Annotated in this window: 22 protein-coding genes; 15 read left to right on the top strand and 7 right to left on the bottom strand. The window is 39.3% G+C overall.

Features of this window, described 5'->3' with window-relative positions:
- Positions 1-26: 26 nt before the first annotated feature.
- Together eda and gap are read left to right on the top strand one after the other, a co-directional pair.
- The gene (eda, locus tag OIZ54_RS02530; RefSeq protein WP_004587806.1) at positions 27-647 is read left to right on the top strand and encodes a bifunctional 4-hydroxy-2-oxoglutarate aldolase/2-dehydro-3-deoxy-phosphogluconate aldolase; all 621 of its coding nucleotides are present in this window, start codon (positions 27-29) and stop codon (positions 645-647) included.
- Positions 648-657: 10 nt separating this feature from the next.
- Positions 658-1,662 (top strand): type I glyceraldehyde-3-phosphate dehydrogenase, encoded by a 1,005-nt coding sequence (gene gap / locus OIZ54_RS02525; protein WP_029773117.1) that lies wholly within the window; start codon positions 658-660, stop codon positions 1,660-1,662.
- A 69-nt stretch (positions 1,663-1,731) separates the two neighbouring features.
- Here the strand turns inward: gap and OIZ54_RS02520 are convergent, their stop codons facing one another.
- The 3 genes from OIZ54_RS02520 to OIZ54_RS02510 form a co-directional block, all read right to left on the bottom strand.
- Positions 1,732-3,027 (bottom strand): leucine-rich repeat domain-containing protein, encoded by a 1,296-nt coding sequence (locus OIZ54_RS02520; RefSeq protein ID WP_264389608.1) that lies wholly within the window; start codon positions 3,025-3,027, stop codon positions 1,732-1,734.
- A gap of 73 nt (positions 3,028-3,100) precedes the next feature.
- A complete protein-coding gene (locus tag OIZ54_RS02515) occupies positions 3,101-3,814 on the bottom strand; it encodes a YebC/PmpR family DNA-binding transcriptional regulator (RefSeq protein WP_004587809.1) in 714 nt (237 codons plus the stop codon).
- A 94-nt stretch (positions 3,815-3,908) separates the two neighbouring features.
- Complete coding sequence (locus OIZ54_RS02510; protein WP_264389607.1) at positions 3,909-5,690, bottom strand: ABCB family ABC transporter ATP-binding protein/permease; 1,782 nt, start codon at positions 5,688-5,690, stop codon at positions 3,909-3,911.
- A gap of 98 nt (positions 5,691-5,788) precedes the next feature.
- On the opposite strand from OIZ54_RS02510, the gene OIZ54_RS02505 reads away from it, so the two are divergent.
- The 5 genes from OIZ54_RS02505 (at position 5,789) to OIZ54_RS02485 (ending at position 10,406) form a co-directional block, all read left to right on the top strand.
- Positions 5,789-6,250, top strand: a complete 462-nt coding sequence (locus OIZ54_RS02505) for a hypothetical protein (RefSeq protein WP_264389606.1) — start codon at positions 5,789-5,791, stop codon at positions 6,248-6,250.
- A 105-nt stretch (positions 6,251-6,355) separates the two neighbouring features.
- Complete coding sequence (gene secD, locus OIZ54_RS02500; RefSeq protein WP_264389605.1) at positions 6,356-8,194, top strand: protein translocase subunit SecD; 1,839 nt, start codon at positions 6,356-6,358, stop codon at positions 8,192-8,194.
- Complete coding sequence (gene secF / locus OIZ54_RS02495; protein WP_264389604.1) at positions 8,187-9,119, top strand: protein translocase subunit SecF; 933 nt, start codon at positions 8,187-8,189, stop codon at positions 9,117-9,119. The genes secD and secF overlap by 8 nt, the downstream gene beginning before the upstream one ends.
- A 117-nt stretch (positions 9,120-9,236) precedes the next feature.
- Complete coding sequence (locus tag OIZ54_RS02490; protein ID WP_264389603.1) at positions 9,237-9,713, top strand: GreA/GreB family elongation factor; 477 nt, start codon at positions 9,237-9,239, stop codon at positions 9,711-9,713.
- A 198-nt stretch (positions 9,714-9,911) separates the two neighbouring features.
- The gene (locus tag OIZ54_RS02485) at positions 9,912-10,406 is read left to right on the top strand and encodes an REP-associated tyrosine transposase (protein WP_004587815.1); all 495 of its coding nucleotides are present in this window, start codon (positions 9,912-9,914) and stop codon (positions 10,404-10,406) included.
- Positions 10,407-10,564: 158 nt separating this feature from the next.
- On the opposite strand, the gene OIZ54_RS02480 is transcribed toward OIZ54_RS02485, so the two are convergent.
- The gene (locus tag OIZ54_RS02480) at positions 10,565-10,903 is read right to left on the bottom strand and encodes a zinc ribbon domain-containing protein YjdM (protein WP_264389602.1); all 339 of its coding nucleotides are present in this window, start codon (positions 10,901-10,903) and stop codon (positions 10,565-10,567) included.
- 305 nt (positions 10,904-11,208) lie between these two features.
- Here OIZ54_RS02480 and OIZ54_RS02475 point away from each other — a divergent pair, with 305 nt between their 5' ends.
- The 5 genes from OIZ54_RS02475 to OIZ54_RS02455 all read left to right on the top strand — a co-directional run bounded on the left by OIZ54_RS02475 (position 11,209) and on the right by OIZ54_RS02455 (position 16,183).
- Complete coding sequence (locus OIZ54_RS02475) at positions 11,209-12,603, top strand: RimK family protein (RefSeq protein WP_264389601.1); 1,395 nt, start codon at positions 11,209-11,211, stop codon at positions 12,601-12,603.
- A gap of 4 nt (positions 12,604-12,607) precedes the next feature.
- Positions 12,608-13,717 carry a GNAT family N-acetyltransferase/peptidase C39 family protein gene (locus tag OIZ54_RS02470; protein WP_264389600.1) on the top strand — a complete coding sequence of 370 codons (1,110 nt, stop codon included), beginning with the start codon at positions 12,608-12,610 and terminating at the stop codon, positions 13,715-13,717.
- A gap of 17 nt (positions 13,718-13,734) precedes the next feature.
- On the top strand, positions 13,735-14,247 hold the full coding sequence (locus OIZ54_RS02465) for an MgtC/SapB family protein (protein WP_024034059.1): 513 nt from the start codon (positions 13,735-13,737) through the stop codon (positions 14,245-14,247).
- 103 nt (positions 14,248-14,350) lie between these two features.
- On the top strand, positions 14,351-15,457 hold the full coding sequence (locus tag OIZ54_RS02460) for a hypothetical protein (RefSeq protein WP_264389599.1): 1,107 nt from the start codon (positions 14,351-14,353) through the stop codon (positions 15,455-15,457).
- Between the two features lie 69 nt (positions 15,458-15,526).
- Positions 15,527-16,183 carry a hypothetical protein gene (locus OIZ54_RS02455; RefSeq protein ID WP_154944385.1) on the top strand — a complete coding sequence of 219 codons (657 nt, stop codon included), beginning with the start codon at positions 15,527-15,529 and terminating at the stop codon, positions 16,181-16,183.
- Between the two features lie 28 nt (positions 16,184-16,211).
- Here OIZ54_RS02455 and OIZ54_RS02450 read toward each other — a convergent pair whose 3' ends face one another.
- Positions 16,212-17,222 (bottom strand): GlxA family transcriptional regulator, encoded by a 1,011-nt coding sequence (locus OIZ54_RS02450; RefSeq protein WP_264389596.1) that lies wholly within the window; start codon positions 17,220-17,222, stop codon positions 16,212-16,214.
- A 124-nt stretch (positions 17,223-17,346) separates the two neighbouring features.
- On the opposite strand from OIZ54_RS02450, the gene OIZ54_RS02445 reads away from it, so the two are divergent.
- From OIZ54_RS02445 to OIZ54_RS02435, 3 genes are all read left to right on the top strand, one after another.
- Positions 17,347-19,254 (top strand): beta-ketoacyl synthase, encoded by a 1,908-nt coding sequence (locus OIZ54_RS02445; protein ID WP_264389595.1) that lies wholly within the window; start codon positions 17,347-17,349, stop codon positions 19,252-19,254.
- Positions 19,255-19,842: 588 nt separating this feature from the next.
- On the top strand, positions 19,843-21,651 hold the full coding sequence (locus tag OIZ54_RS02440; protein ID WP_264389594.1) for a DNRLRE domain-containing protein: 1,809 nt from the start codon (positions 19,843-19,845) through the stop codon (positions 21,649-21,651).
- Positions 21,652-22,042: 391 nt separating this feature from the next.
- Positions 22,043-23,068: an energy transducer TonB gene (locus tag OIZ54_RS02435; protein WP_096739675.1), complete on the top strand. Its 1,026-nt coding sequence runs from the start codon at positions 22,043-22,045 to the stop codon at positions 23,066-23,068.
- 60 nt (positions 23,069-23,128) lie between these two features.
- Here the strand turns inward: OIZ54_RS02435 and OIZ54_RS02430 are convergent, their stop codons facing one another.
- Together OIZ54_RS02430 and OIZ54_RS02425 are read right to left on the bottom strand one after the other, a co-directional pair.
- A complete protein-coding gene (locus OIZ54_RS02430; protein WP_264389684.1) occupies positions 23,129-24,313 on the bottom strand; it encodes a DUF1624 domain-containing protein in 1,185 nt (394 codons plus the stop codon).
- Positions 24,314-24,482: 169 nt separating this feature from the next.
- Positions 24,483-24,899: an MgtC/SapB family protein gene (locus tag OIZ54_RS02425; protein ID WP_264389593.1), complete on the bottom strand. Its 417-nt coding sequence runs from the start codon at positions 24,897-24,899 to the stop codon at positions 24,483-24,485.
- Positions 24,900-24,970 lie beyond the last annotated feature (71 nt).

Genomic DNA, 24,970 nt, shown 5'->3' with positions numbered 1-24,970 from the left:
ACACACTGGGTAATGAGGAACAAGTAATGAGTATTGAAAAAATCTTAGCGTCGGCACCTGTGGTGCCAGTGGTTGTAATCGAAAAACTAGAAGATGCAGCACCACTCGCTAGAGCGTTATACAACGGTGGCTTAAAAGCCCTTGAAATTACGCTACGCACGCCTGTTGCAGTGGAAGCTGTAAAACTAATGAAAGCAGAAGTTCCAGAAGCTTACGTTGGTACAGGTACAGTGGTTGATAAAGCTAGCTTTGATGCTTCAGTAGAAGCAGGCGCTGATTTTATGGTAAGCCCAGGTGTAAGTGATGAATTATTAGCATTAGCTAAAGATTCAGACATCCCTTTTTTACCGGGTGCAGCAACTGCAAGCGAAGTAATGCAGTTAGCAAGCCATGGCTTTAAGTACTTAAAATTCTTCCCTGCAGAGGCTGCAGGTGGAACGGCAATGCTTAAGTCGATTGGCGGGCCATTGCCGCACATTACTTTTTGCCCAACCGGTGGTATTAGCCTAGCAACAGCCCCTAATTACTTAGCGCTTAATAACGTTATTTGTGTTGGTGGTACGTGGATGCTAGATAAGCAACTAATTGAAAACAAAGACTGGCAAGCCATTGAAGCGCTTGCTCGACAAGCAAGTGAAGTTAAATAGGAGTCTAAAAATGATTAATGTAGCAATTAATGGCTATGGCCGTATCGGTCGCAACGTATTACGTGCACTTTACGAGTCAGCACAAAACAGTGAAATTAAAATTGTAGCAATTAACGATTTAGCACCGGCTAACGTAAATGCGCATTTAACACAATTTGACTCAGTTCACGGTCAATTTTCTCAAAAAGTAACGTTATCAGATAACACTATGCTGATTGGTGATGACGTAATTACTTTGACTCAAGAGCGTGATCCTGCAAACTTACCGTGGAAAGAGTTAAACGTAGATATCGTTTTAGAATGTACTGGTTTTTTCACTAAGCGTGAAGACGCAGCTAAGCACATTACAGCAGGTGCTAAAAAAGTAATTGTATCTGCTCCTGGTAAAGATTTAGATGCAACGGTAGTACACGGCGTTAACAGCGATGTAATTAACGCTGATAGCAACATTATCTCTAACGCATCATGTACTACTAACTGTTTAGCGCCAATTGCAAAAGCAATTAACGACACAGTAGGTATTGAGCAAGGTAGCATGACTACAATTCATGCTTACACAAACGATCAAAACTTATCTGACGTTTATCACCCAGATTTATACCGTGCACGTAGTGCAACTCAGTCTATGATCCCAACTAAAACAGGTGCAGCTGCAGCTGTTGGCTTAGTACTTCCTGAGCTTGCGGGTAAATTAGACGGTATGTCGGTACGTGTACCTACTATCAATGTTTCTTTAGTTGATTTTACGTTTATCACTAAGCGCGAAACAACTGCTGAAGAAATCAACGAAGTAATGAAAGCCGCAGCAACAGGTTCAATGAAAGAAATTTTAGAGTACAACGAGCTTCCGCTTGTTTCTATTGATTTTAATCACAACCCTGCGTCATCAATTTTTGATGCAACGCAAACTAAAGCTGATGGCAAACTAGTTAAAGTAATGGCTTGGTACGACAACGAGTGGGGTTTCTCAAACCGCATGTTAGACCAAGTTAAAGCATTAGGTCAGTACTTATAATTGACCGCGTAAAAGTTTAGCTTTATCCAACCAAGCCTGCATTATGCAGGCTTTTTTATTTTGATTGATTTATACCCGCTCGTTTAATAGAGCGCTTAGCTCTTTAAAACTAGGGCGCGATGCAATATCTGTATTTATAGCACGCGCTGCTATATAGGACATTTTATTAAACAGTTCGTTTTGCTTATCTGCAGTGCTAACAGTGCTTAGCAAGTCCTCAATTAAGCAACCAAAAGCGCGGACTTCTATTAACTGTATTTGCTGTTGCTGATATTCGCTAAGCATGGCTAAATTTGTTGCTGCACCAAAATCACCAAATAAAACGTCATATTGTTCATTTATCATGGTATTGTGTGCGTAAATATCGCCATGGCTTACGTAATTATCATGTAGGTGAGTTAGCGTATTTGCCATCTGTTTTGCTATTTTATAAACAGCTTCAATAGGGTAATTACAACCGTCATTAAATGTATCGCGCGTACAGGTTTCTAAACTTGGCGGCAAACCTAAATTAGTAAAGCGTGTATCTATTAGCTCCATAACTAAACCAAGCTGTGTGCTTTGCTCTATGTAGCTTAATACGTTAATTAAGTTTTTATGATAGCCTGCTTGTAAACAGCAGTTTACTTCATCAAGTGGGTAGCCATCGCTTGTTATTGCCCCTTTAAATAATTTTACCGCCACATCGTGCTGTGCTGTTTTAGCTAAATGAATAACGCCCGATGCACCTTGGCCAATTACTTTTTTAAGCTGAAAATTTTCAAGTGGCGTGTTTTGCAAACGACTGTTAGTTAAGCACTGAGCTTTATTAAATGCATTACCCGCAAAGGCAAGCCAAGCAAGTTTGTGGAGTTCTAATAGCCAATTATCAAGTTTTGTTAGGTTATTAGCAGAGAGCCTAACTAGCTCTAAATTAGTACAAGAAGCCATACTCGCGGGTAGTTGTTTTAGGTTATTTCCTGCAAGGGCGAGCTTTCTAAGCTGTGTGTAATTACCAAAGTCACTTGGCAATGCGCTTAATTTGTTATCAGTAAGTATTAACCATTCAATATTTTTAGGTAAGCTGTTTAGTGCAAACTCTGTTATTTGATTGCCTTTAAATGCAACCATAATTAAAGCAGGGCACTTAGCGAGTACTTTAGGTATATGTTCAAATTGGTTAAACGATAAAAACACCCGCTTAAGCTTTGTTAAGCACGCAAACTCATCTGGCAGTGTAGTGAGATCATTGTTTGATAAATCGAGTACTTCTAGGGTATCTGCAAGGGTTAAAATTTCTAAAGGAAACTCAGTTAAGCCTTCTACGAGTTGTAAGCGAGTAACACCATTCAACCTACCAGACTTAAGCTCTGCAAGGGTATTCATAAATTTTCACAAGCCTTTTAAAATAAAAAAGCCAACATCGCTGTTGGCTTAAAGTAAATACGTTTAGTAAAGTTTAAAATTGCGCGTTATGGTAAACGTTTTGCACGTCGTCACAATCTTCAAGCATGGCTAAAAAGCGCTCCATTACTTCTACGTCTTCACCTTCAATAGGGGCTTCAACTTGTGGTACAAACGAAATTAAATCTACGTCAAAATCTGTAATACCCATTTCTTCAAGCGCTGTACGGGTGTTGTTGTATTCTGTATGTGGTGCAAAAACCGTCACTTTACCGTTTTCTACTTCTACATCTGTTACATCAACATCGGCCATCATAAGGGCCTCTAGTACAGCTTCATCGTCATCGCCATCAAAAACAAAAATAGCGAGGTGATCAAATAAATGTGATACCGAATTTTGTGCGCCTATTTTAGCGTTTGCTTTGGTAAAACAAATACGTACATCAGCAAACGTGCGTTTGTTGTTGTCGGTTAAACAGTCAACAATAATCATACAGTTACCAGGGCCGTAACCCTCATAACGTGTGGCTGCGTAATCTTCACCGCCACCGCCTTTGGCTTTGTCTATTGCGCGCTCAATAACGTGTGCGGGTACCTGGTCTTTTTTAGCGCGCTCGATTAAACGGCGCAGCGCAAGGTTACCATCTGGATCTACGCCACCATTTTTAGCGCAAATGTATATTTCTTTACCGTACTTAGAATAAACTTTAGTTTTAGCACCCGCAGTTTTAGCCATTGAATCTTTTTTGTTTTGGTAAGCTCTTCCCATCTGCGTTTCGCCTTAATATATGTAAATTATTGAATAAAATTGCAAGGCCGTATTCTAAAGGTAAAGCCGCAGTATCGCCAGTAAATGGCGTTAATTAATCACCTTGCTGTTGTAATTGCCACATTTGAGCGTATTGACCATTTTGTAATAAAAGCGCTGAATGTGTGCCTTGCTCAACTAGTTCGCCCTTTTTAAATACTAATATGTTATCGGCATCAACTATAGTTGATAGCCGGTGTGCAATCACAATACTGGTGTGGTTTTGAGTTACATCGCGCATTGCCTTTAAAATGGCTTGCTCTGCGTGCGAGTCGAGCGCCGAGGTTGCCTCATCAAAAATTAAAATAGGAGATTGCTTTAAAATTGCACGTGCAATTGCAATACGTTGTTTTTCGCCGCCAGATACTTTTAAACCGCGCTCGCCTACCAACGTTTTATCGCCTTGAGCTAAAGTTGAAATAAAGTCTTTTAAATGGGCCATTTCTATTGCTTTATCTATTTCACTATCGCTTGCTGTGGGTCTGCCATAGGCGATGTTTTCGCGTATGCTGGTGTTAAATAGCACGGTGTCTTGTGGCACTATAGCAATGGCTTTACGCAGGCTATCGAGAGTGACGGAGTCTATAGCTTGGTTATCTATGGTTATACTGCCCGCGCTAATATCGTAAAAGCGATAAAGTAACCGCGCCAACGAGCTTTTACCTGCACCACTTGCACCTACAATGGCAACCTTACTGCCTGCTTTAACTTTAAAGCTAATACTACTAAGAATAGGGCGGCTGGCATCGTAACTAAAACTGACATTATTAAAGGCTATATTGCCTTTGCTAACACAAAGGTGTTGAGCATGGGGTCGCTGCGTTACCTGTGGTTTTTTATTAAGTAAGCCCAGCATGTTTTCTAAATCGGTTAGGGCGCGCCTTATTTCTCGATAAACAAATCCTAAAAAGTTAAGCGGCAAAAATAATTGGATCATGTAGGCGTTTATCATTACAAGTTCGCCAATTGTTAGAGCGCCCGTTACCACTTCTTTGGCACCTAACCACATTAGCGCTGTAATAGCGCTTGCAATTATTAACGCTTGGCCTGAATTAAGCGCAAGCAACGACATTCTATTTTTTAAACGGGCGGTTTCCCAATTTGCTAAAAAAGAGTCATATGTTTTGGCTTCAAATTCTTCGTTATTAAAATATTTTACGGTTTCGTAGTTAAGCAGGCTGTCTATGGCGCGCGTGTTACTAAGGTTATCGGCGGCGTTTGCCTCGCGTATAAAACGGTTTCGCCACTGCGTTACTGTTACAGTAAAGGTAATATAAATAGCAACCGCTAATAAGGTTATTAACGCAAACCAAATAGAAAATAGTGAGCCAAAAATAATAGCAACGGTCAGTATTTCAAAAAGGGTGGGGACAATATTAAACATTAAAAAACGTATTAAAAAGCTCAGCCCACTAGTACCACGCTCTATATCACGGCTTATTCCACCGGTTTGCCTATCGAGATGAAAAGCAAGCTCTAGCGAGTGTAAATGTTTAAATACTTTTAACCCAATATCACGCATCGCGTGCTCTGTCACACGAGAGAACACCGCATCTCTTACTTCGCCTAAAAACACGCTGGCAAACCTAAGCCCACCATACATAAGCAATAGTAATGCAGGGATAACTAAAACTGGATTGATTGATTTATCAACCGAGTCGATAATTTCTTTTAATGCCCAAGGCATTAAAAGAGTTGCGCCCTTAGCTCCTATAAGGGCTAAAAGGGCTAAAAGTACGCGCCCTTTAAATTTAGTAATGTATGGCCACAGCGTTTTAATGCTTTGTTTTAAGGTCATTGCATCGGCGCGTTTTATAGTACTGTGTTTAGAGCGCATTACGGATCTCAGTCAAATAAATACTTAATTAATATGCATTGTATTTTAAATACTTGCCCATATATACTACGCATCCCTTATTTTAGTTTGACGCAACCATGTTTAAGATTCGTGTGTTTATATCTGCTTTTTTACTGTTTTGTGCGCTTTTTAGTGTTCAAAGTAGTGCGCAGTGCGCGACACATAAATCAAACACTGCAACCACCTCATTGAGTGTGTTTGCTGATAGCGTTGAGTTAGCTAAAACGCTGCCTATATCAAAATCGGTAAAGGGGAGTGATCACAAAAAAACTCATCAAACAGGGTTTGACGCTCATCAACCTAGGTTAACGGCCAGTAATTCTTCGTTATTTTTACATGTCGCTCAAAGTGAGCCTGAATACGACGTTGTATTTGAATTTTTTGCTCACACCCTTTTTAGAGAAATATACCTAAGCCCCAACGCGTTTATTGCCCAACGGCCATGGTATACACTTGTAACGCATAGCAAAAAGTCGCGACTCAGTGGCTGGAAAGACGCTAATTTACTTTATACCGCTGCAAGCACCTATCACGCTTAATTTTCTTATTTAATTTTTATTAGGTTTTAACGTTTTACGTTTAAGCCTTGAGATTAATTGTGCTTTTAAAAAGTACGTTACCGGTTCTGGTAATAAGGAAACACCATGTTAAGTGTAAAAAAAGATCACAAGCCGTTTATGGCTAAATTTAAATTAAGCTATATAGCCATGCTTATTGTGCTGGTTTTATTAGCCATTAGCGCATTACCCAACTTATACCCTAATAAATCGTGGTTAAATGTAAGCAATGCACCTCATAGCGAAACACAAGTTGTGCCAAGTACTAATGCATTAGTTACTTTTTTAAATAACCAAGGCTTAAAAGTTGAGCAAGGGCTAAATAATCAAACATCTATAAATATTTTGTTAAACGAGCCAACTAAAAGCGCACAAGCGCAAGCGGCTATAAAGGCGCAGTATCCAAACACGCAAGTTAAAATTGTAGAACATGCAACGAGCCCACTTTGGCTGCAAGAGTTTGGTTTATCACCAATAAAATTGGGACTAGATTTAAACGGCGGTGTGTTATTTGTACTCGACGTAGATTTAGATAAAGCAATTGATGAGCAATTAGTCAGTGCGTATCAACTAGCAAAATCAATTATTATTAAGCAAAAAGCGCACGGCCTTAAAGTGCTGCAAACAGGGCACGGCTTTGAAATAAATGCACACCCAAATGGAGCGAAAAAGCTTACCCCGGTAATCAATGAGCTACAAAGTCGATTTGCTAATTTAGCAGTTTCAACAACCAGTAATGGTGATACTAAAAATGCAAAATTCACCAATTCAGAGCAAGGGCGAAGCAACTTTGATAAAGAAGTAATGAGCCAAACGCTCACAACGCTTCGCTCACGTATAGAAGAATTAGGCATTACCGAAGCCGTCACTCAGCGCCAAGGTAAAAACCGTATACGCATAGAGCTGCCAGGCGTGCAAGACCCAACAGAGGCAAAGCGCATCATAGGTGCAACTGCATCACTTGGGTTTTATCAGTTAAAAGAAATCGGTGGGCAAACATTTGATATGCAATCGGGCGGGTCCATCAAACTTGATCCTGTGCCAATTTTTACCGGTGAGCATATTAATAACGCCACCATTGGGCGCGATGACTGGGGTAAGCCACTTGTGCAACTTAGCCTTGATGGACAAGGCGGCGATGCCATGTCAGCGTTTTCAAAAGCAAATATTGGTAAACCTATGGCCACGGTTTACTCTGAGTACTCTCAAAACGCTAAAGGTGAAACCGTTAAAAAAAGCGAAGTTATAAATGTGGCGAATATTGCGCAGCATTTAAGTTCACGTTTTAGTATTACCAATATGAAAAGCCAACAAGCAGCGGCCGATTTAGCACTATTATTACGCGCAGGCTCGCTAACTGCACCGGTTACTATTGTGCACGAGCAAACAATTGGCCCAAGCCTAGGTCAAGAAAATATAACTAACGGCTTGGCCGCATTGATGCTGGGCATGGGTATTACACTTGCCTTTATGGCGATGTGGTATCGCCGCTTAGGACTTATTGCAAACGTAGCGCTATTATTAAATTTAACGTCGCTTGTGGGGCTAATGTCGTTATTACCAGGGGTTGTGTTAACACTTCCGGGTATTGCCGGGCTGGTACTCACCATTGGTATGGCGGTAGATACCAACGTTATTATATTTGAGCGAATAAAAGAAGAGCGTAGAAAAGGCCGCTCTGCTTATCAAGCTATTCAAGAAGGTTACAAGCAAGCCGCTAACACCATATTTGATGCCAATATAACCACCATGATCACCGCGCTTATTTTATATGGAATAGGTTACGGCCCAGTTAAAGGCTTTGCCATAACATTGGCACTTGGCTTAATAACCTCGGTATTTACTGGCGTGTATGTATCAAAAGTACTAAGCCAAACGGTATATTTAAAAATGGCTAAAAAAGCAGGAGTAAATGCACATGCTTAACATTTTTTTAAAGGGCGAGGCGGGTACACGTCTGCGTTTTTCGGGCATGCTTTTGAGCGCCATACTTGTACTGCTATCGGTATTTACGCTTAGTCAAAAAGGGCTTAATTTTGGGCTCGACTTTACCGGTGGTTACCTAACAGAATTTACCACCAGCCAAGGTGTTGAGCTAAAACAACTTGAGCAATTTATTACTAAAAATCACAATGGCGAGTTTGAACTAACCGCACAAGGTAATAATCACTTTCAACTACGCGAAGCGCCCAGCGGTTCAAAAGCAAACAGCAATGATTGGCAAAGCGCCATTACACAAAATGCCGATATTAACGCCGAGGTTTTATCATCAGCGTATATTGGCTCGCAAGTGGGTGATGAACTATTTGAGCAAGGTTGTTTAGCGCTATTTTCAGCCATGGTTGCAGTAATGCTTTATTTAGCGGTGCGGTTTGAATGGCGTTTAGCCGTAGGCTCTGTGGTTGCGCTAGTGCATGATTTATTACTGGTACTGGGGCTATTTTCGCTATTAAGTATTGAGTTTAATTTAACCGTACTTGCCAGTTTGCTGGCCATTATAGGTTACTCACTTAACGACTCTATAATAGTAGGCGATAGAGTACGCGAGCTTTTACGTGTTAAATCTAATAATGCGCTTAGCCCCGCAAGTATTATTAACAGCGCCATAAAAAGCACCTTAACACGCACACTTATTACATCGGGCACCACGCTTGCTACAGTTGCAAGTGTTTGGCTCCTCGCGGGTGCGCCATTACAAGGCTTTGCCATCGCGCTATTTACCGGCATTGTAGTCGGTACGTTCTCATCTATTTGTATTGCGGCTACTTTACCTGAGCTTTTAGGGTTAAGTGCTAAAAATTACGAAGAAAAACAAGATGCAGAAACGCAAGCGTTGCTCGATATGCCCTAGCAATAAATGCTTTTAAAAATCTGCATTAAAACACAGGCGCTTAAAATAATGGTTTTAAGCGCCTTATAACGGTAAAATTAATCACATAGTTTACCGTATTGGTTATTAGCGCCTTTCATGAATAAATCCCACGTAATAGAACACCTTAAATTTGCACTCGAAGCACAATTAAACAGTGCAAAACAAGCTGCCAAAGCCGCGCACGACGCCGCCACTCACGAAGAAAGCGTTGCAGAAACGCAGTACGATACCCTAGGACTCGAGGCCGCTTATTTAGCACAAGGCCAAGCCGAGCGTGTAAACGATTGCTACAAAAGCATTAAACAATTTGAAGCCATTTTTAAAGAGCCCACTCATAAAAAAGTGATTATAAGCTCTCTCGTTTGCCTAGAAGATGAAAACGCCCTACAAAAATGGTTTTACTTAGGCCCAGCCGCAGGCGGTTTAACCGTTGAAGTAAAAAACATAACGATTCAAGTTGTTACACCCGAAGCACCACTAGGTAAACAACTTTTAGGCAAACAACGTGATGATGAAGTAAGCCTAAGTATTGCAGGCAAAAACCATGAATATGATGTGGTAGAAATTTTATAAAGCATTGGTTTTATATGTAGGTCGGATAAGCGAAGCGCCATCCGACAAAGCCATATCAATACAATAAACGCTTATACTTATAAATTAATTGTCGGATGGCATGGCTTCGCCATTTATCCGACCTACGTCAATGTTGTATATATCCTAAATTTGCGCTTTATTTGTCTAATGCGTAACAAATAATACAATGGATATGCAATGCAATATCGTCGTAATTATGTAAAAGGTGGGACGTACTTTTTTACAGTTAATTTGCTCGATAGGAATAAATCGTTGTTGGTTGAGCATATCGATTTATTAAGAGAGTCTATCCGTTTTGTTAAATCTCAAAGGCCATTTTATATAGATGCATGGGTTGTTCTGCCCGATCACCTTCATGCAGTTTTAACTTTACCAGATGATGATGTGGATTATTCGAGTCGCTGGCGAGAAATTAAAAAGCGATTTTCAAAATCACTCCCAAAGACAGAGTTTTTAACTCAAACACGGAAGCGTAAAAATGAACGTGGAATTTGGCAGCGCCGTTTTTGGGAACATACTATTAGGGATGATAATGATTATTGGCATCATGTTAACTATGTTCATTTTAATCCGTTAAAACATGGCCTAGTTAGTCAAGTAGCTGATTGGCCTTATTCAAGTTTTCATAGAGCCGTGAAACAAGGCATTTATGCAAATAATTGGTGCGGATAAAAAATATAAATATTTCGTAGGTCGGATAAGCGAAGCGCCATCCGACAAAGCTATAGCTTCATAATACACTTTAGTTTTGTAAAAAAGTTTTGTTAAATGAAATAATTTCGGCCTTTATTACGCTTCGGATGGCATGGCTTCGCCCTTTATCCGACCTACTAGTTAGCTTTTTTCACAAACTTCGCTGTTACCATCATTTCGCCAATACCATCTACTTTACAATCTAGCTCGTGATCTTTTTTATCAAGCACACGCCTTACGACCGCTTTGGTACCAATTTTAATGACTTGTGAGCTGCTTTTTATTTTTAAATCTTTGGCTACGGTTACTTTATCGCCATCACTAAGTAGAGTTCCATTGGCATCTTTAACTAAAATTGCGTCTTCATCGCTTGTGTTATTTGGGTTCCATTCATAGGCGCATTCAGGGCATATAAGCAGTTGCTGGTCTTCGTAAACATATTCAGATTGGCACTGTGGGCAGGCAGGATGTGACATTTATAACGCTCATAAAATATTAATTTTGCGTATTTTAATCTGCATTAATAGGAAAATATAGTTAATCAATATTTTTTATCTTCACGCTAAAAATATCTCGTTTGTGTGGTTTTTAAAAAGGGCATATAAAGCAAATGTCGCTTAAGCAATTTAAGCGCTAACACTTACAGTAGGTATTTGTTAAAGCACCCATCGTATTAAGTGATACGCGCAATGCCCACTTAGTACGCTGGGTGTTTCTATTTATAGTGCTGAGTATTTTATTAGGCATGCTTTTTATATTTCTGACTTAACTAGGAAAAGTCGTGTTTAAAACCTTAATAGTGGTTGATAACAACGAGCAAACACTTGCTCAATCGTTCGACAATGTGATTTCGTTTAATAGTTACTTACGTGATTACCCAAAACATAATGAACCTAAAACTCGCATTATTAATTTATGCGACTCAAGCCAATACTTGAGTAAGGGTTACTATTGCTCTTTGCTTGCAGAGGCCCGCAAACACCAGGTGTTACCCAGTGTTAAAACAATAAACGCGCTTCGAAGCGGTCAAGCTCCTATGTTAAATATTGGCTCTATTGATGGCGAAATTTACTTTGGTAATGCCTTAAACGAGCTACAAAGTAAAGCGGCTAAATCGGTATTTAAGCAATACCCAGCGCCTATTTTATATGTAGATGAGCAAGGCTTATTGCAACAGGGCTCGCTAAGTTCTTTAAACGATGAGCAATACAGCAATTTTGTAGCAAAACTAAATACGTTTACCCAAACACAATGGCGCATTGGAAATGTGCAGCGCCGTTTTAGATGGGATATGGCAATCCTTGTTGATCATAACGAAAAAGTACCACCGAGTGATAAAGATGCCATTGCCCGCTTTATAAAAGCAGCGGCTAAACATGGTATTAATGCGCAAGCACTCAGTTTTGATGAAATAGACAATATTGCCCAGTTTGATGCGTTATTTATTCGCCAAACTACAGCGATTGACCATCCAACGTATCGCCTTGCAAGCAAAGCGCAAAGCCTTGGTTTAGTGGTTATTGACGACGCTGAATCTATTTTACGTTGTTGTAATAAAGTGTATTTACACGATGCGTTTAATTATCAAAAAGTGCCCAGTTTAAAAACGGTTGTAGTGGCTGAACAATCAGCGCAAACGCTTGAGCAATTAGAAGAGGCGTTTACCTATCCGCTGGTTTTAAAAATGCCTGAAGGGTCGTTTTCTAAAGGGGTGTTTAAAGTTGCAAACCGCAGTGAGCTTGAAGCTAAACTAACCGAGCTGTTTGAATATAGCGCATTGGTACTTGCACAAGAATACATGTACACAGAATACGATTGGCGAGTAGGTGTATTAAATGGCCGCGCTATATATGCGTGTCGTTACTTAATGGCTCGTAATCATTGGCAAATTTATAATCATGATGCTAAACGGTTTTTCTCTGGTGGCTTTGAAACGCTACCTACCTTTGAGTTACCAAAAGCCGTGTTAGATGCCGCTTTAAAAGCATGTAAAACTGTGGGCAAAGGCTTATATGGCGTAGATGTTAAAGAGCATCAGGGCAAAGCATATGTGCTTGAAGTAAATGACAATCCAAGTATTGATCACAAAGTAGAAGATGGCTATTTGGGCGACGAGCTATACATGATCATTATGGACGAATTTAAACAACGTTTAGAAGCGCGAGGCCGTGGGTAATAACATGCGTAACCTTGTTATTCGACAGGCACTTAGCAGTGATTTAAACGCATTGATTGACGTTGAAAATACTTGCTTTAATAACGATAAATTGAGCCCGCGTAGCTTAAAGCGCTGGTTAAATGCTAAGCACGGTATTTTGCTCGTTGCCGATAATGGCGAGCAAGTATGCGGCTATGGGCTGGTGTGGTGCCATAAAGGCACGCGTTTGGCGCGTTTATATTCGCTTGCTGTAAAACCCACAATGCAAGGTAAAGGCATTGCCAAAATGCTATTAGCTGCGCTTGAAAAACAAACCAGCGAGCGTGGGCGACTTTACTTACGTTTAGAAGTGGCGGTAAATAACGAAAGTGCGATTGGGCTATACAAAAGCTTGGGTTACAGAGTATTTGGCCAATATAGCGATTATTATGACGATCATAGTGATGCACTGCGAATGCAAAAAAATATTCGCCAAACGCATGAGCTAAAAGTAGCGCGGTTAACGCCGTGGTACCAACAAACTACCGAGTTTACCTGTGGGCCTGCGGCGCTATTAATGGCAATGGGGGCACTTAAGCCAACAACTAAGCTTAGCCAATCACATGAGCTGGCACTTTGGCGCGAAGGCACCACCATTTTTATGACATCGGGTCATGGTGGTTGCCATCCGTTTGGTTTAGCGTTAGCGGCTGATAAACGCGGCTTTAAAAGCGAGGTAATGGTAAATACCACCGAGCCTTTGTTTTTAGATGGCGTACGCAATGAAAACAAAAAAGTGGTGCTTGCTACTGTGCATAAGCAATTTGTAGAGGGTATAGCGCAGGCAAATATACCGCTTAGCTATAAAGATGTTGAGCTTGAGCATATTGAGCAGTGGTTAAGCCAAGGCTTTAGTGTGCTTCTATTAATTAGCACATACAGCTTTGATGGTAAAAAATCACCTCATTGGGTATGTGTTACACACCTTGATGAGCACTGCGTGTATGTTCACGACCCATTTTGTGAGCCAGGAAGCGATAAACAACTCGCTATAGATTGCCAGTATGTGCCTATAGCGCGCAGTGATTTTAGTAAAATGTCAGCATTTGGTAGCCAACGGCTAAGAACCGCAGTAGCCATTGCTAATAATTAATAGGTTTTAAGTAAAGAGTGACTTTTTTAGATTTAATTGATGTAGCGCCTTATTCGTGGGCGGCCATTGGTACCGCCGCTTTTTGCGGTGCAATAATTGGCTTAGAACGGCAATTGCGCGGTAAACCTGTGGGTATTCGTACCTCTGCGCTCATAACGCTGGGCACGTATTTGTTTTTATCAACCGCGTTTAACTTACAAGGTGATGTGATTGATCATTCGCGTGTAGTGGGGCAAATAATTACAGGTATTGGCTTTTTAGGCGCTGGCGTTATGCTTGCAAAAGACGGCGCTGTAGTAGGGGTGACCTCTGCTGCAACCATTTGGGTGCTTGCCTCAATTGGCGTAATGATAGCCACCGACAATTTAGGTGCTGCCATTAAACTTTCGGTGCTGGTGGTTGGTATTTTATACGGTGTAGATGTACTGGAGGCAAAATTTAAAAGCCTAAGCAAAGGCGTACACACTAAAGTAAAAAATTATCAAAAGCGTTACTACCGAAAAGACTTTAACGACACAGAACGCCACTGATTTAACGCCACTAAAGTGGCGTTTTACTTTAATGAATTTATTTATTTACATGAACACTAGATTAATGAGAAACTAGCTTTTTAATGGATTAAAGGTATTAAGAATGCAAGGAATTTGTATAGATGTTTTTCCAGTTCCCGAAGATAGAAAATATTGGGTCGTTAGGGCTGGAGTAGGGGCTCACTTTTTTTCTCATTTCGTTCAAAATAATCTTGTAGCAATTGGTCATGCTGATATGCTAAATCTATCTGCATTAGAAGACACTAGCTTCCTCTCCATTGAACAAAAATCAAAAATAATTTCATCACATCAGAAGTTTCTTCTTGAAAAAGGGGAATCAAAAAGTCAGGTAGGTAATAAAAACGCTCAGATAAAACGGTTTATCACAGATATCAAAAAGAATGATATTGTCATTAGTGTAAACGATGAGCGTATTATTGCTGGCGTTATTAAGTCTGATTGTTATTTTAGTGACCAATCAATAGAATTAACAGATCTAGTGAAAGTAAAAGATGTAAAGACTTGTGATTTTTCTTTAAGATACGACGTCCACTGGGGTAGAAGCCAAAGTAGAGATAAGATTCCTTATCCTTTAGAAAGAAGTTTAAAAAATACTGGTGCTGTATTTGGAGTAAACAAAAGTGAGCATATCCAAGCTTTAAATCATTGGCTTTTCCCAATCCATTTAGTTAATGATGAAGTTAGATGTTCAGTTAATATTGCTTCAGAAAAAGCTTTAGGAAATAATGAAGTCGCCAATTTATCAATCACTTATCGACAGTTAGAGTTACTTTCTTCTTTTTTGAAGACATGTAACGGAGAGAATGATGCGTCTTTAGAAAATTTTCATAATTTCTTAAATGATAACGCAAGTACTTTCAACTATGAACTGACAGTTCAACATGCGTTTATGTCTCCTGGTGTTGAGTATCTTCAGTTAAATACAAATGATTTTATAAAAAATATTTATTTTGCAGCTGCCTTTGCTGCATTATTTAATACACAGATCTCTGTTGCAGAGGAGATTAAAGCTGATATGACAGTCCCCAGTAGTAAAATAGCTAAATTAGTAGAAGCAGTAAAAATAGAAACGAAATTTAGTAATAGTAAAAGTGAATTAAATTTAAAGATAAAAAAAGCAGATAAGGCGTTACTGGAACTAGATGATGGTTTTGGTGAGGCTACGCCTTCTAATAAGCTGATTCTATAATTAATAACCGAATAATTAACTTAAAATATAACTATAAAATGTTTCTATTATGAACATGTAGGGCTGCAAGTGAACTTTTTTGATGCATTTAAAAAACCATGGCGAGATAACTGGGCAGAGACTCTTCAATTTATTGTTATAGCTTTTGGTTTAGTTGTTTCTGGTTTCTGGGCTTATCATACGTTTGATACACTTTTACAAAAAGATAGAGCTGAGGCTGAGTTAAAGAAAACGACAGCCGAGTTATCTAAAAGTAAGGCAGAGCTCGCAGATTTACAAAATAAAATTAATGGGGTTGATTCCAGCGTAATAGATATTGACTTAAAAACAACTAGCCTTCCAAATGGGAACGTAGGTTTGATAGTTAATGTAATTATTAAAAATACAGGGACCAATGATGTTCGTATGTCTTGGGTGAAATCACCTTTAAAAATTTATCTGACTAAGTATAAAGGTGATAAATTGAAAGGGGAGTCGTCGTTAAGCCCACTTCTATACTCTAGACTTCAGGATAAAAATTCTCAGAATAAAAAATATATAGAGAAGGCACATCTGCTTGTTGGAGTAAAAAAGACTTTATCTTTTTTTACTGAAATTGAAAGGTCGGGCTTATATTATTTAGCATTCGAAGCTTCTGTTGACTTATCAATAAAAAATAAATTAAAGGACTCTAAAAAATTACCTGTTTGGTTCGCCTCTTCGTACATATTTATCGAAACTAAGTAATTCATTGTGCATATTTACAAGGTGAAAATTAACCAAATAGTTTTCTTCGCACTACTTTTCTGTACTCGCTTGGCGTTTGGCTAAGCACTTTTTTAAATACGCGGGTTAAATGGCCTTGGTCGTTATAGCCGACCTCAAGTGCCACCTCTTGAATCGTTAAATTAGATGAAGCTAATAATTCTTTAGCGCCTTCTACCCGTAATTGTTGCCAATATTCTATAGGGCTTTGATTAGTCGCAAGCTTAAAACGGCGGGTAAATGTACGGTAACTCAAACTAAATTGGGCAGCTACTTCTTGTAAATTTAACTCGCTGGCTAAATTAGTTTTAAGCCAAAACTGAATTTGCGCTATGAGTTCATCTGGATGGCGGTCAACCGCGCCTTCAAGGTAGCGCTGATCTTCGTATGGTTTACGTACTTCGTGCGAAAAGTTACGCTCTACATGTTGCGCAGCGGCTTTGCCATAGTATTGGCTAATAATATGAACGATCACATCGGCAAGGGCATTTAAGCTTGCCACCGTATACATGCGCTCAGATTGGGTGATAAAAAAGTCGGGCTTTAAGCGAACTAACGGGTAGTCGTTGCTAAATTGTTTGGCGTAATGCCAATGGGTTGTTGCAGGGTGCCCATCCAGTAAGCCCGCCTCTGCAACTAGGCAATTACCCGTGCCTACACCAATTATATGACTGCCGGTTTCAAAGCTTTCTTGTAGCCATTCAACCACTTCTTTATTAGTACGTACTACAGGGCGAGGGTTTCGCCAAATCCCAGGCACAATAATTAAGTCGTTGTAGGGCGCGTTATGTGTGGTGCAGTCGGGAACTATGGCAAGCCCAGTACGGTTTTGTATGGGCTCATTATTTTTAGCAATTAAATTTATACTAAGCGGTCTAAAATCCCTGTGGCTTAAATGGCCTTTTGCATAAGCCTCACCGGCTCTTAGCATTTCAATAGGCAGTGTTAAACTGGTAATAAGTAAATGCGGGTACACTGCTATGGCAATATTTAACGCTGGGTTGACTGATTTTTTATGCATGTGAATGCTCCGACCAGTTCTTTTTGGCCTTTAATGCTGAATATTTGGCTATTAAAGCACAAAGTGCTGTGGTTAATCCAATTAAACTGTTTGCTTCTCCTATAACACGTTTTAAAGGTTAATTATGACAGCATTACCCGTAATAGTAGGCATGGGTGGTATTAACGCCGCTGGGCGTACTTCTTTTCATCAAGGTTACCGCCGTATCGTGTTAGACGCATTAAACGCACAAGCTCGTAGTGAAACATTTTTAGGCCTCGCCACATTAATGAACTTAGTACGCGTTGTTGATGGTCAATTACAAGACACAAACGGTAATAATGTTGAGCAAAGCGACATAGAAGCACGCTTTGGTGAGCAAATTATTGCTGGCACACTTATTCGTAAAATTGAAAAAGAACATTTTGACGCAGATGCCACGCCTTGGCAGCAAAAGATGACGTTAAAGTCCTCTGATGAAAACGCAATTGTATTTGAAACGCGCGCACGCGATTTACCAACCCCAGTGCCTGCCAGTTGGAAAGTTCAAGAGCTCGAAGGCAAAAAAGTAAAAGTGACTATAGCGGCAGAGCTAGATGTAAAATTAGATTCTACCCGTGATAACCCAATTAAATCGGCAGGCCAGTTTCCTACCGGGTTTGATCCGTCAATAATGTATAACAGCCGTTACCAGCCTCGCGGTTTACAAGCCACTATATTTGCAGCAAACGATGCTATTAAGTCAACTGGCCTTGATTGGCAGCGCATAATGAATAGCGTAGAGCCAGATAAAATTGGTACTTATTCAGCCTCTGTTATTGGCCAAATGGACGACAAAGGATTAGGCGGTTTAGTTAAAGCACGCCAGCAGGGCGATCGTGTTAGTACAAAGCAATTAGCACTTGGCCTAAACACGATGTCGACTGATTTTATAAACGCCTACGTTACAGGTAATGTAGGTACTACGTTTTCTACCTCGGGTGCATGTGCCACGTTTTTATATAACTTACGCGCTGCAGTAAACGATATTCAAGCAGGGCGAACCCGTGTTGCGGTGGTAGCAAGTGTTGAATGCGCTATTACGCCTGAAGTAGTAGAAGGCTTTGGTAATATGAGCGCCCTTGCTAATGTTGAAGGCCTGCGCCGTTTAGATAATTTAAGCAGTGAACAAGAGCCAAATTACCGTAAAAGCAGCCGTCCATTTGGCGAAAACTGTGGCTTTACATTAGGTGAAGGCGCACAAGTGGCCATTTTAATGGACGATGCGTTAGCACTTGAACTAGGTGCAGATATTATGGGCTCAGTACCTGATGTATTTGTAAATGCCGATGGCATTAAAAAATCAATCACCTCACCGGGCCCTGGTAACTACATTACAATGGCCAAATCTGCGGCGCTTGCAACAAGTTTATTAGGTAAAGAGGCGTTACAAAAGCGCAGCTTTATTTTAGCGCATGGTTCTAGCACGCCGCAAAATAGAGTAACAGAATCTCTTATTTACCATAAAGTGGCACAAACGTTTGCCATTGATAGCTGGAAAGTAACGGCGCCAAAAGCTTATGTAGGGCATACAATTGCCCCCGCCAGTGGCGATCAGCTCGCTATTGCGCTGGGTGTATTTAGCCATAATATTATGCCGGGTATTACTACCATAGATAAAGTTGCCGACGATGTTTATGCTGAACACTTAGATATACGTAACAGTCATTACGATTGTGGCGATATGGACATAGCCTTTATAAACTCAAAAGGTTTTGGCGGTAATAACGCCACTGCTACTGTACTTAGCGCTAAAGTAACACTACAAATGCTTGCTAAGCGTCATGGTGAAAAAGCGATGAGTGATTACGCTGATAAAAACACATCAGTTGTTGCTGCGCAAAACACCTATAAAGCGCAAGCTGACCTTGGTAAGTACGAATTAGTATATCGTTTTGGTGATGGCGCCATTGACGATAACGACATTGTAATTGGCGAGGACGGCATAGAGCTTCCTGGTTTTGATAAAGCAATTTCGTTTAATGCAACCAACTCCTATCAAGATATGTTTTAAGCACACATACTTGAATCCAAAGGCGCTGTTTAAGGCGCCTTTTTTTCATCTTTTTAATCAGCTAAACCTACGGCGTGTTCTGTTTTGCAATTAAAATATACTGCTGTGAATTTTTACCTAGATGTTGACAATGTTTATTGTAAATAATAGCGAATCACGCTGGTTTAGTTTTTTCTACTTACTAACAGATGTGATCATTTTTATGAGTTTAAGAGGTGCTTTATAGCTCATAACCGTTAAAGCAACGATTAGATTGATGAATAAATAGTAAGTATTTTCTTGCGGTAAAAATACACTTTAATAAAAATTTAATTATATTTTTAACTCTATGATATCAAGTTTAAAAAAGATAAAACTAATAACTTATGATTAGTATTAAACAATAAAAATAATTGAAAAACACTAGCGATGTTCCATACTATTTTTAATAGATAAGCCATATCAAAACTACTCCTACAATTAAATAATTACTAATTTGGCTATGAACTTTATTTACAACCCTTTGTAAATTTAACGTACGCCTGAACAGTTAATGATTAATTTCTGCTTAGGTAAATATTCAAATTATTAATTAGTTTAGGAATAGCAATGAAATTAACCTTAAAAATTCGTCGGATAAAAGGTAAGTTTTTACTTAGCTTTTATATTTTGTTGGTTGTACCGCACATTAGTTATGCTTCAACCGTTTTATTTGATGATTACCCCCAAAATGGCACCTCTTTGTGGTCTACTTCATCCAGTGAATCAAGCTTAACGCAGATAGATGAACCAGTAGCAGATGGCGATAAAGCAATCGTAATGTCAGCCCATCATTGGACCCAATCAGGTTTGCGCATTGCACAAGTACCGCCATACGAAGATACCATCCTCGAAGCAAAAATATACCGAAAGTCAGGTAGTAAAGGGACCCTTATGTTTCGTAGGGGGGAAAACTCTTTAAAGATAAATCTAGATGATTCTAATAGCGAGTTTTGGACCATTAATGGCGAGCCAGGGCATAATGACTACTCAGATGACACTTGGCATACAATTCAAATACACCTTAAACACTTCAACTTAAACGAAGGAGAGAATGTACTCGCACTAGGTATTCAGGGCCCTTACGGTACAGGTATATTTTATATGGATTCAGTCTACTTTAAAGAGAATAAATCGATTGTAACTACTAACCCTCCGGCGCCAGGGAATTGGGTACTTACTTTTGAAGATGACTTTAACCAAAACACCCTCAACCCTGATAAGTGGAAAGTTGGCAAGCAATACTTAGGTATGAGTGGCATTGCTGCTAATGCAGGAAGTGAAAATATTAGTGTTGAAAACGGTATGCTGATCTTCAAAGCCGAACGAGAACTCTTTAATCAAGGAGATAAAACGCATCATTATAAAGGGGCTGAGATCAGTACTTTTGGCCAGTTTAGACAGCAATATGGATACTTCGAAGCCAAGATTAAGTATGACTCAATACATGGTACGTGGCCTGCTTTTTGGCTGTTAGCTGATAAAGGAATTTATGGGAGTGATACTTATAGGCGCCAAGCTTTATTGAAATTTAGTCTTGATGATATATCAGATACGGTTGACTCAGCACTTCTAAAGCTCAAGGTCTCTAAAGCAACAAATAAAAGCAGTGTTGCGGTACATAAAACACTTTCGAGTGATTGGTCTCAGAGTACAGTAACGTGGGATACAAAGCCGAAGATTGACCCCATTTGGTTTACTCACCGTTATGGTGCTTCATCTGGTGATATTATTGAGGTTGATGTTACTGATTATATTCAGAAGCAGAAAAATGCGGGAAGTGATGCCAGCTTTGCCTTAGTCGATAACTATATGAGAAAACAGCTTTTAGAAATATTCAGTAATGAAGCAGAAAACTCAGCTGATAGGCCTGTACTTGTTGTTAATGACACAAATATAGGAATAACTGATGATGCAACAGTTCGTGGTGGTGAGTATGCTAAAGAAAACTATGGCGAGGAGCCTATTATATTGGTTAAAGATGTGTGGGGCGATACATCGACCACTTTTGGTAGGGGTATGGAGTTCGATATTATGGAGTATTTAGGCGTGTGGGGCGGCGGTGTCAGTTGGGCTGCTCTACATTGGGATGGATACGGTAGTAAACATGCATCAGTAGAGTCAGATAAACTTTACCTTAATGAAACAGAAGATGACTTTCATCTATTTGGTATGCATTGGGCCCCTAATTACGTTGGAATGTATATCGATGGTGAAAAAGTATGGGAGCATGAAAGCGAGCGGATTGGCAGCTTACCCTCATATGTGATCTTATCATTACAAGTCGGTGGATGGGACGGTAATACTCGTAATATTGATGATGATTTTGTGGCCACAATGCTTGTTGATTATGTCAAAGTATGGAAAAACCAAGAGTAAAATTAGTATTAAAATTTAGGGTAACTGGCTACATAAGAAGGAATACTGATTTAAACTATTTACTTAGCAACGTGTAGCAAAGGCGCTGTTTAAGGCGCCTTTTTTATGCCTGTGTCTTTTATAAAACCCATAATAATACCAATCCGTAATACTCTATCATTTTGCGTGGCTAAACATGTCGCTACAAGCGTTAAAATTCTCAATTAGATTAATTAAATAGCGAATTTTTTACCTAGCTACAAACACGTTTTTCCAGCCTCATAATAGCTCACTTAATAAAGCAGATTGGTATAAAGTTGATTAAAAAATGACGTGTTTTTTATGGATTAACTTGCATTTATGGAGTACCTTAGTTTTTATAATAGAAACATAATCTAGGATGGATATATCGATGAAAAAACTTTTACTAGCACTTTCTCTCGCTTCAACCTTTACTCACTTATCAGTATCAGCAGATGATTTTGTAGCTGCTGAAATTATTAATAAAAATTACGACCAACTTACTAATACCTCGCCGCGTGCATCAAGGTTAGAAGGGATTAATTTAAGTAGCTACGTGGTTGATGAAAACGGCCAGGTGAGTGATATCGAAATTGTGGCTTCGCTTGGTCAAAAAAAATATCAGCGAGAAGTTCTCGATTATGTTTCTAAGCTTAATTATAAAAGTGCACAGATAAATGGCAGTGCCGTGCCTACGGCGAAAACTATTACGGTAAGCTCGCAAAATGTACATGCTAGTTTTTCGAACGATCAGGCATCCCCGGCGTATTTTGACGATTATGAGAAAGCCAGCCAGCTTATTGATGATAAAAAGTACGATGAAGCTAAAACGTATATTACTGAGCTTGAAAACGAACACACTAAAAACACAGTCGAAATAGTTTTACTGGCTTGGCTTAAAAGCCAACATAGCTACTTTGTGCAAGATTGGAAAAGCTTTGATAAGTCTATTTATGAAGCCTTTTTGTTTAGAGATAACTTACCGGATCAAATAAAAAAACGCGTTATTAAAAATGCCTTGCAATGGTTTATTTCAAAACAAGACTACGTACGTGCTTACGATGCAATTGATGCATTAGGCGATATTGAATCAATAACGTTTAGCGAGGAAAATAGAGCGCAATTACTTGCACAAGTGAATGACATTTATAAAAACTCTGGCGCTATAAATCAGCAAATAACGCTTGAGTCTGAAAAAGCGGTTTTACCTTTACTTTCTAAAGGTACGGTTGAACTTAGCGCGAGTAAACCGTTATCTAAAGTACAACTTCGCTGTGAAAACAAAGTCGTTAATTATAATACCAACGAGATTGATAAAATATTAATTTCAAAAAATGATATTCGTTGTGGGCTATTAATTAAAAGTGCACAGGCGCAAACGGTTACTTTAAAACAAACTGGTGAAAGCTTTTTATAAAGTATTTTATTGGTAATAAACATTTAAATAAAAACCCCACAATATTATGTGGGGTTTTTGTTATATATATTTAGCAATTAGAGTGTGCTTATTATTGCGCTTCCAGCCTAAATAGCGTTTTGCAAGTAAAGTGGTTAAGCCTATAACCACAGCTATAAATAACAAAGTTGCGCCATAACTCATACCGTACCCCGGTGGAAGGCCTACTAATGTGTCACCGTATGTCATATCGCTAAAACTAAGTCCTAAAACAGGGATAAGCAACCAAGCGACAGCATGTAATAAATACAAATGTGTAAGGTATGAGAACATACTGGTTTTACCAAGCACTTGTAAAAAGTTACGAGAAAAGTCGGCTTTAACATGGCTTAAAAGTTTAAGCGCAATTAGCCCAAGGCCTACGGTTAGCAACATAAATTGTAATGACAGTGGGTATTTAGTCGGGTTTAAAAACGACATAACAGTATTAATAGTATTGGTATGAATAGTAAATACTGAAGTGTCGCCGTATAAATTAAAACCGCGCAGCACAGTGTATAAAGCAAGGCAGCTTGCACCTAATATAGCTGCATAATTCATCACCTGGGCTTTGTACTGGTGTTTTTTATAATATACTCCCGCGCAGTAAGCTAAAGCCATTAAACCTACAATGGGCCCAACTGGGTAAGTTGTTCTCATTTTTAAGCCCAAAGGTAGTTCAAGTACATTTTTTTGATGTGCAATAGACCAAAGTGTATGTGCAAGCGTATTTGGCTCAAAGCTTACGCCATCAAATAGATTATGGCCAAACACCAACAATAAAGCACTTATTAGCACTGCATAAACGCCTAATAAACGTAATAAGCCTAACATGACAAATCCCCAGCCTATCGCCCAAATGACCTGTGCGTATAACATTGGAAAAGCGGGGTTAAAGCTCCATGACCACGAAACAATGGTAAATTCAAAAATGATTAGCACCAAACCACGGATAATTAAATTGTAAGAAAGTGCCTTAGTTGAAGCGTATTTATGCTCGGTAACAGCTGCTGAAAGGCCTGCTAAAAAAACAAATAAAGGGGCGCAAAAGTGCGAAATAAAGCGGGTGAAAAAAGTAACAGGGCTGGTACCCGGAACCGCCATAGGATCGGTTACTGAGTAATTAAGACAATAATACATACCATGGTCAATCACCATAAATATAATGATAATGCCACGCAATAAATCAATATGATGCAACCGAGGGGCTGTAGAGTGAGACGACATCATTAAGCTCAAATACGTTGTATAAATTTGGCGATATTATATGTTATATAGTATCGCCATGCGAGCTTGAGCGCTTTTAAGCGCCTTGATTTATTACATTAATTTAGGTTGCAGTAGTTATTCACAATTTATCTTCTTTTTAGTAATTACATAATGGTACACCTTAGCATTACTTAAACTTTTTAATGTACCTCAGTGTTATAAAATTAATGATAGCTAATAAAATAGCAATTTCGTAACGGCTGTAGGCAACCGCTATACCAATTAAACCCATATTCCATATGCTTGCTGCTGTTGCGGTACCTGATGTAGATTTATTATTTTTTAAAATTGCACCACCGCCAATAAAGCCTATGCCGGTAATAATTCCTTGTAGCATTTTAGATTGCGCTTCTGCACCTTCTAGCACTGACATAGCAATTACCGCATAGCCACATGAGGCAACTGCCACAAGCGGAAAAGTCCTTAACCCTGCGCCATGGTGGCTTCGCTCCCTGTCGTAAGCCATAGGCAGTGCGAGTATGTAGGCAATGCCAAGGTGTACTAAATTATCGATGATTTCGCTCCACTGTAAATCAATTTCCATAATGGTCTCTATTGGTTAAGGGTGTAAACTAATAGCAACCTATAGGCCAGCTTATTTTATTGCTTAAAATC

The sequence above is a fragment of the Pseudoalteromonas sp. A3 genome, from assembly GCF_025942345.1.
GTDB lineage: Bacteria > Pseudomonadota > Gammaproteobacteria > Enterobacterales > Alteromonadaceae > Pseudoalteromonas > Pseudoalteromonas atlantica.
Note: the sequence above shows the minus strand (reverse complement) of the source record. Positions and strands in the feature narration are given on the sequence as shown.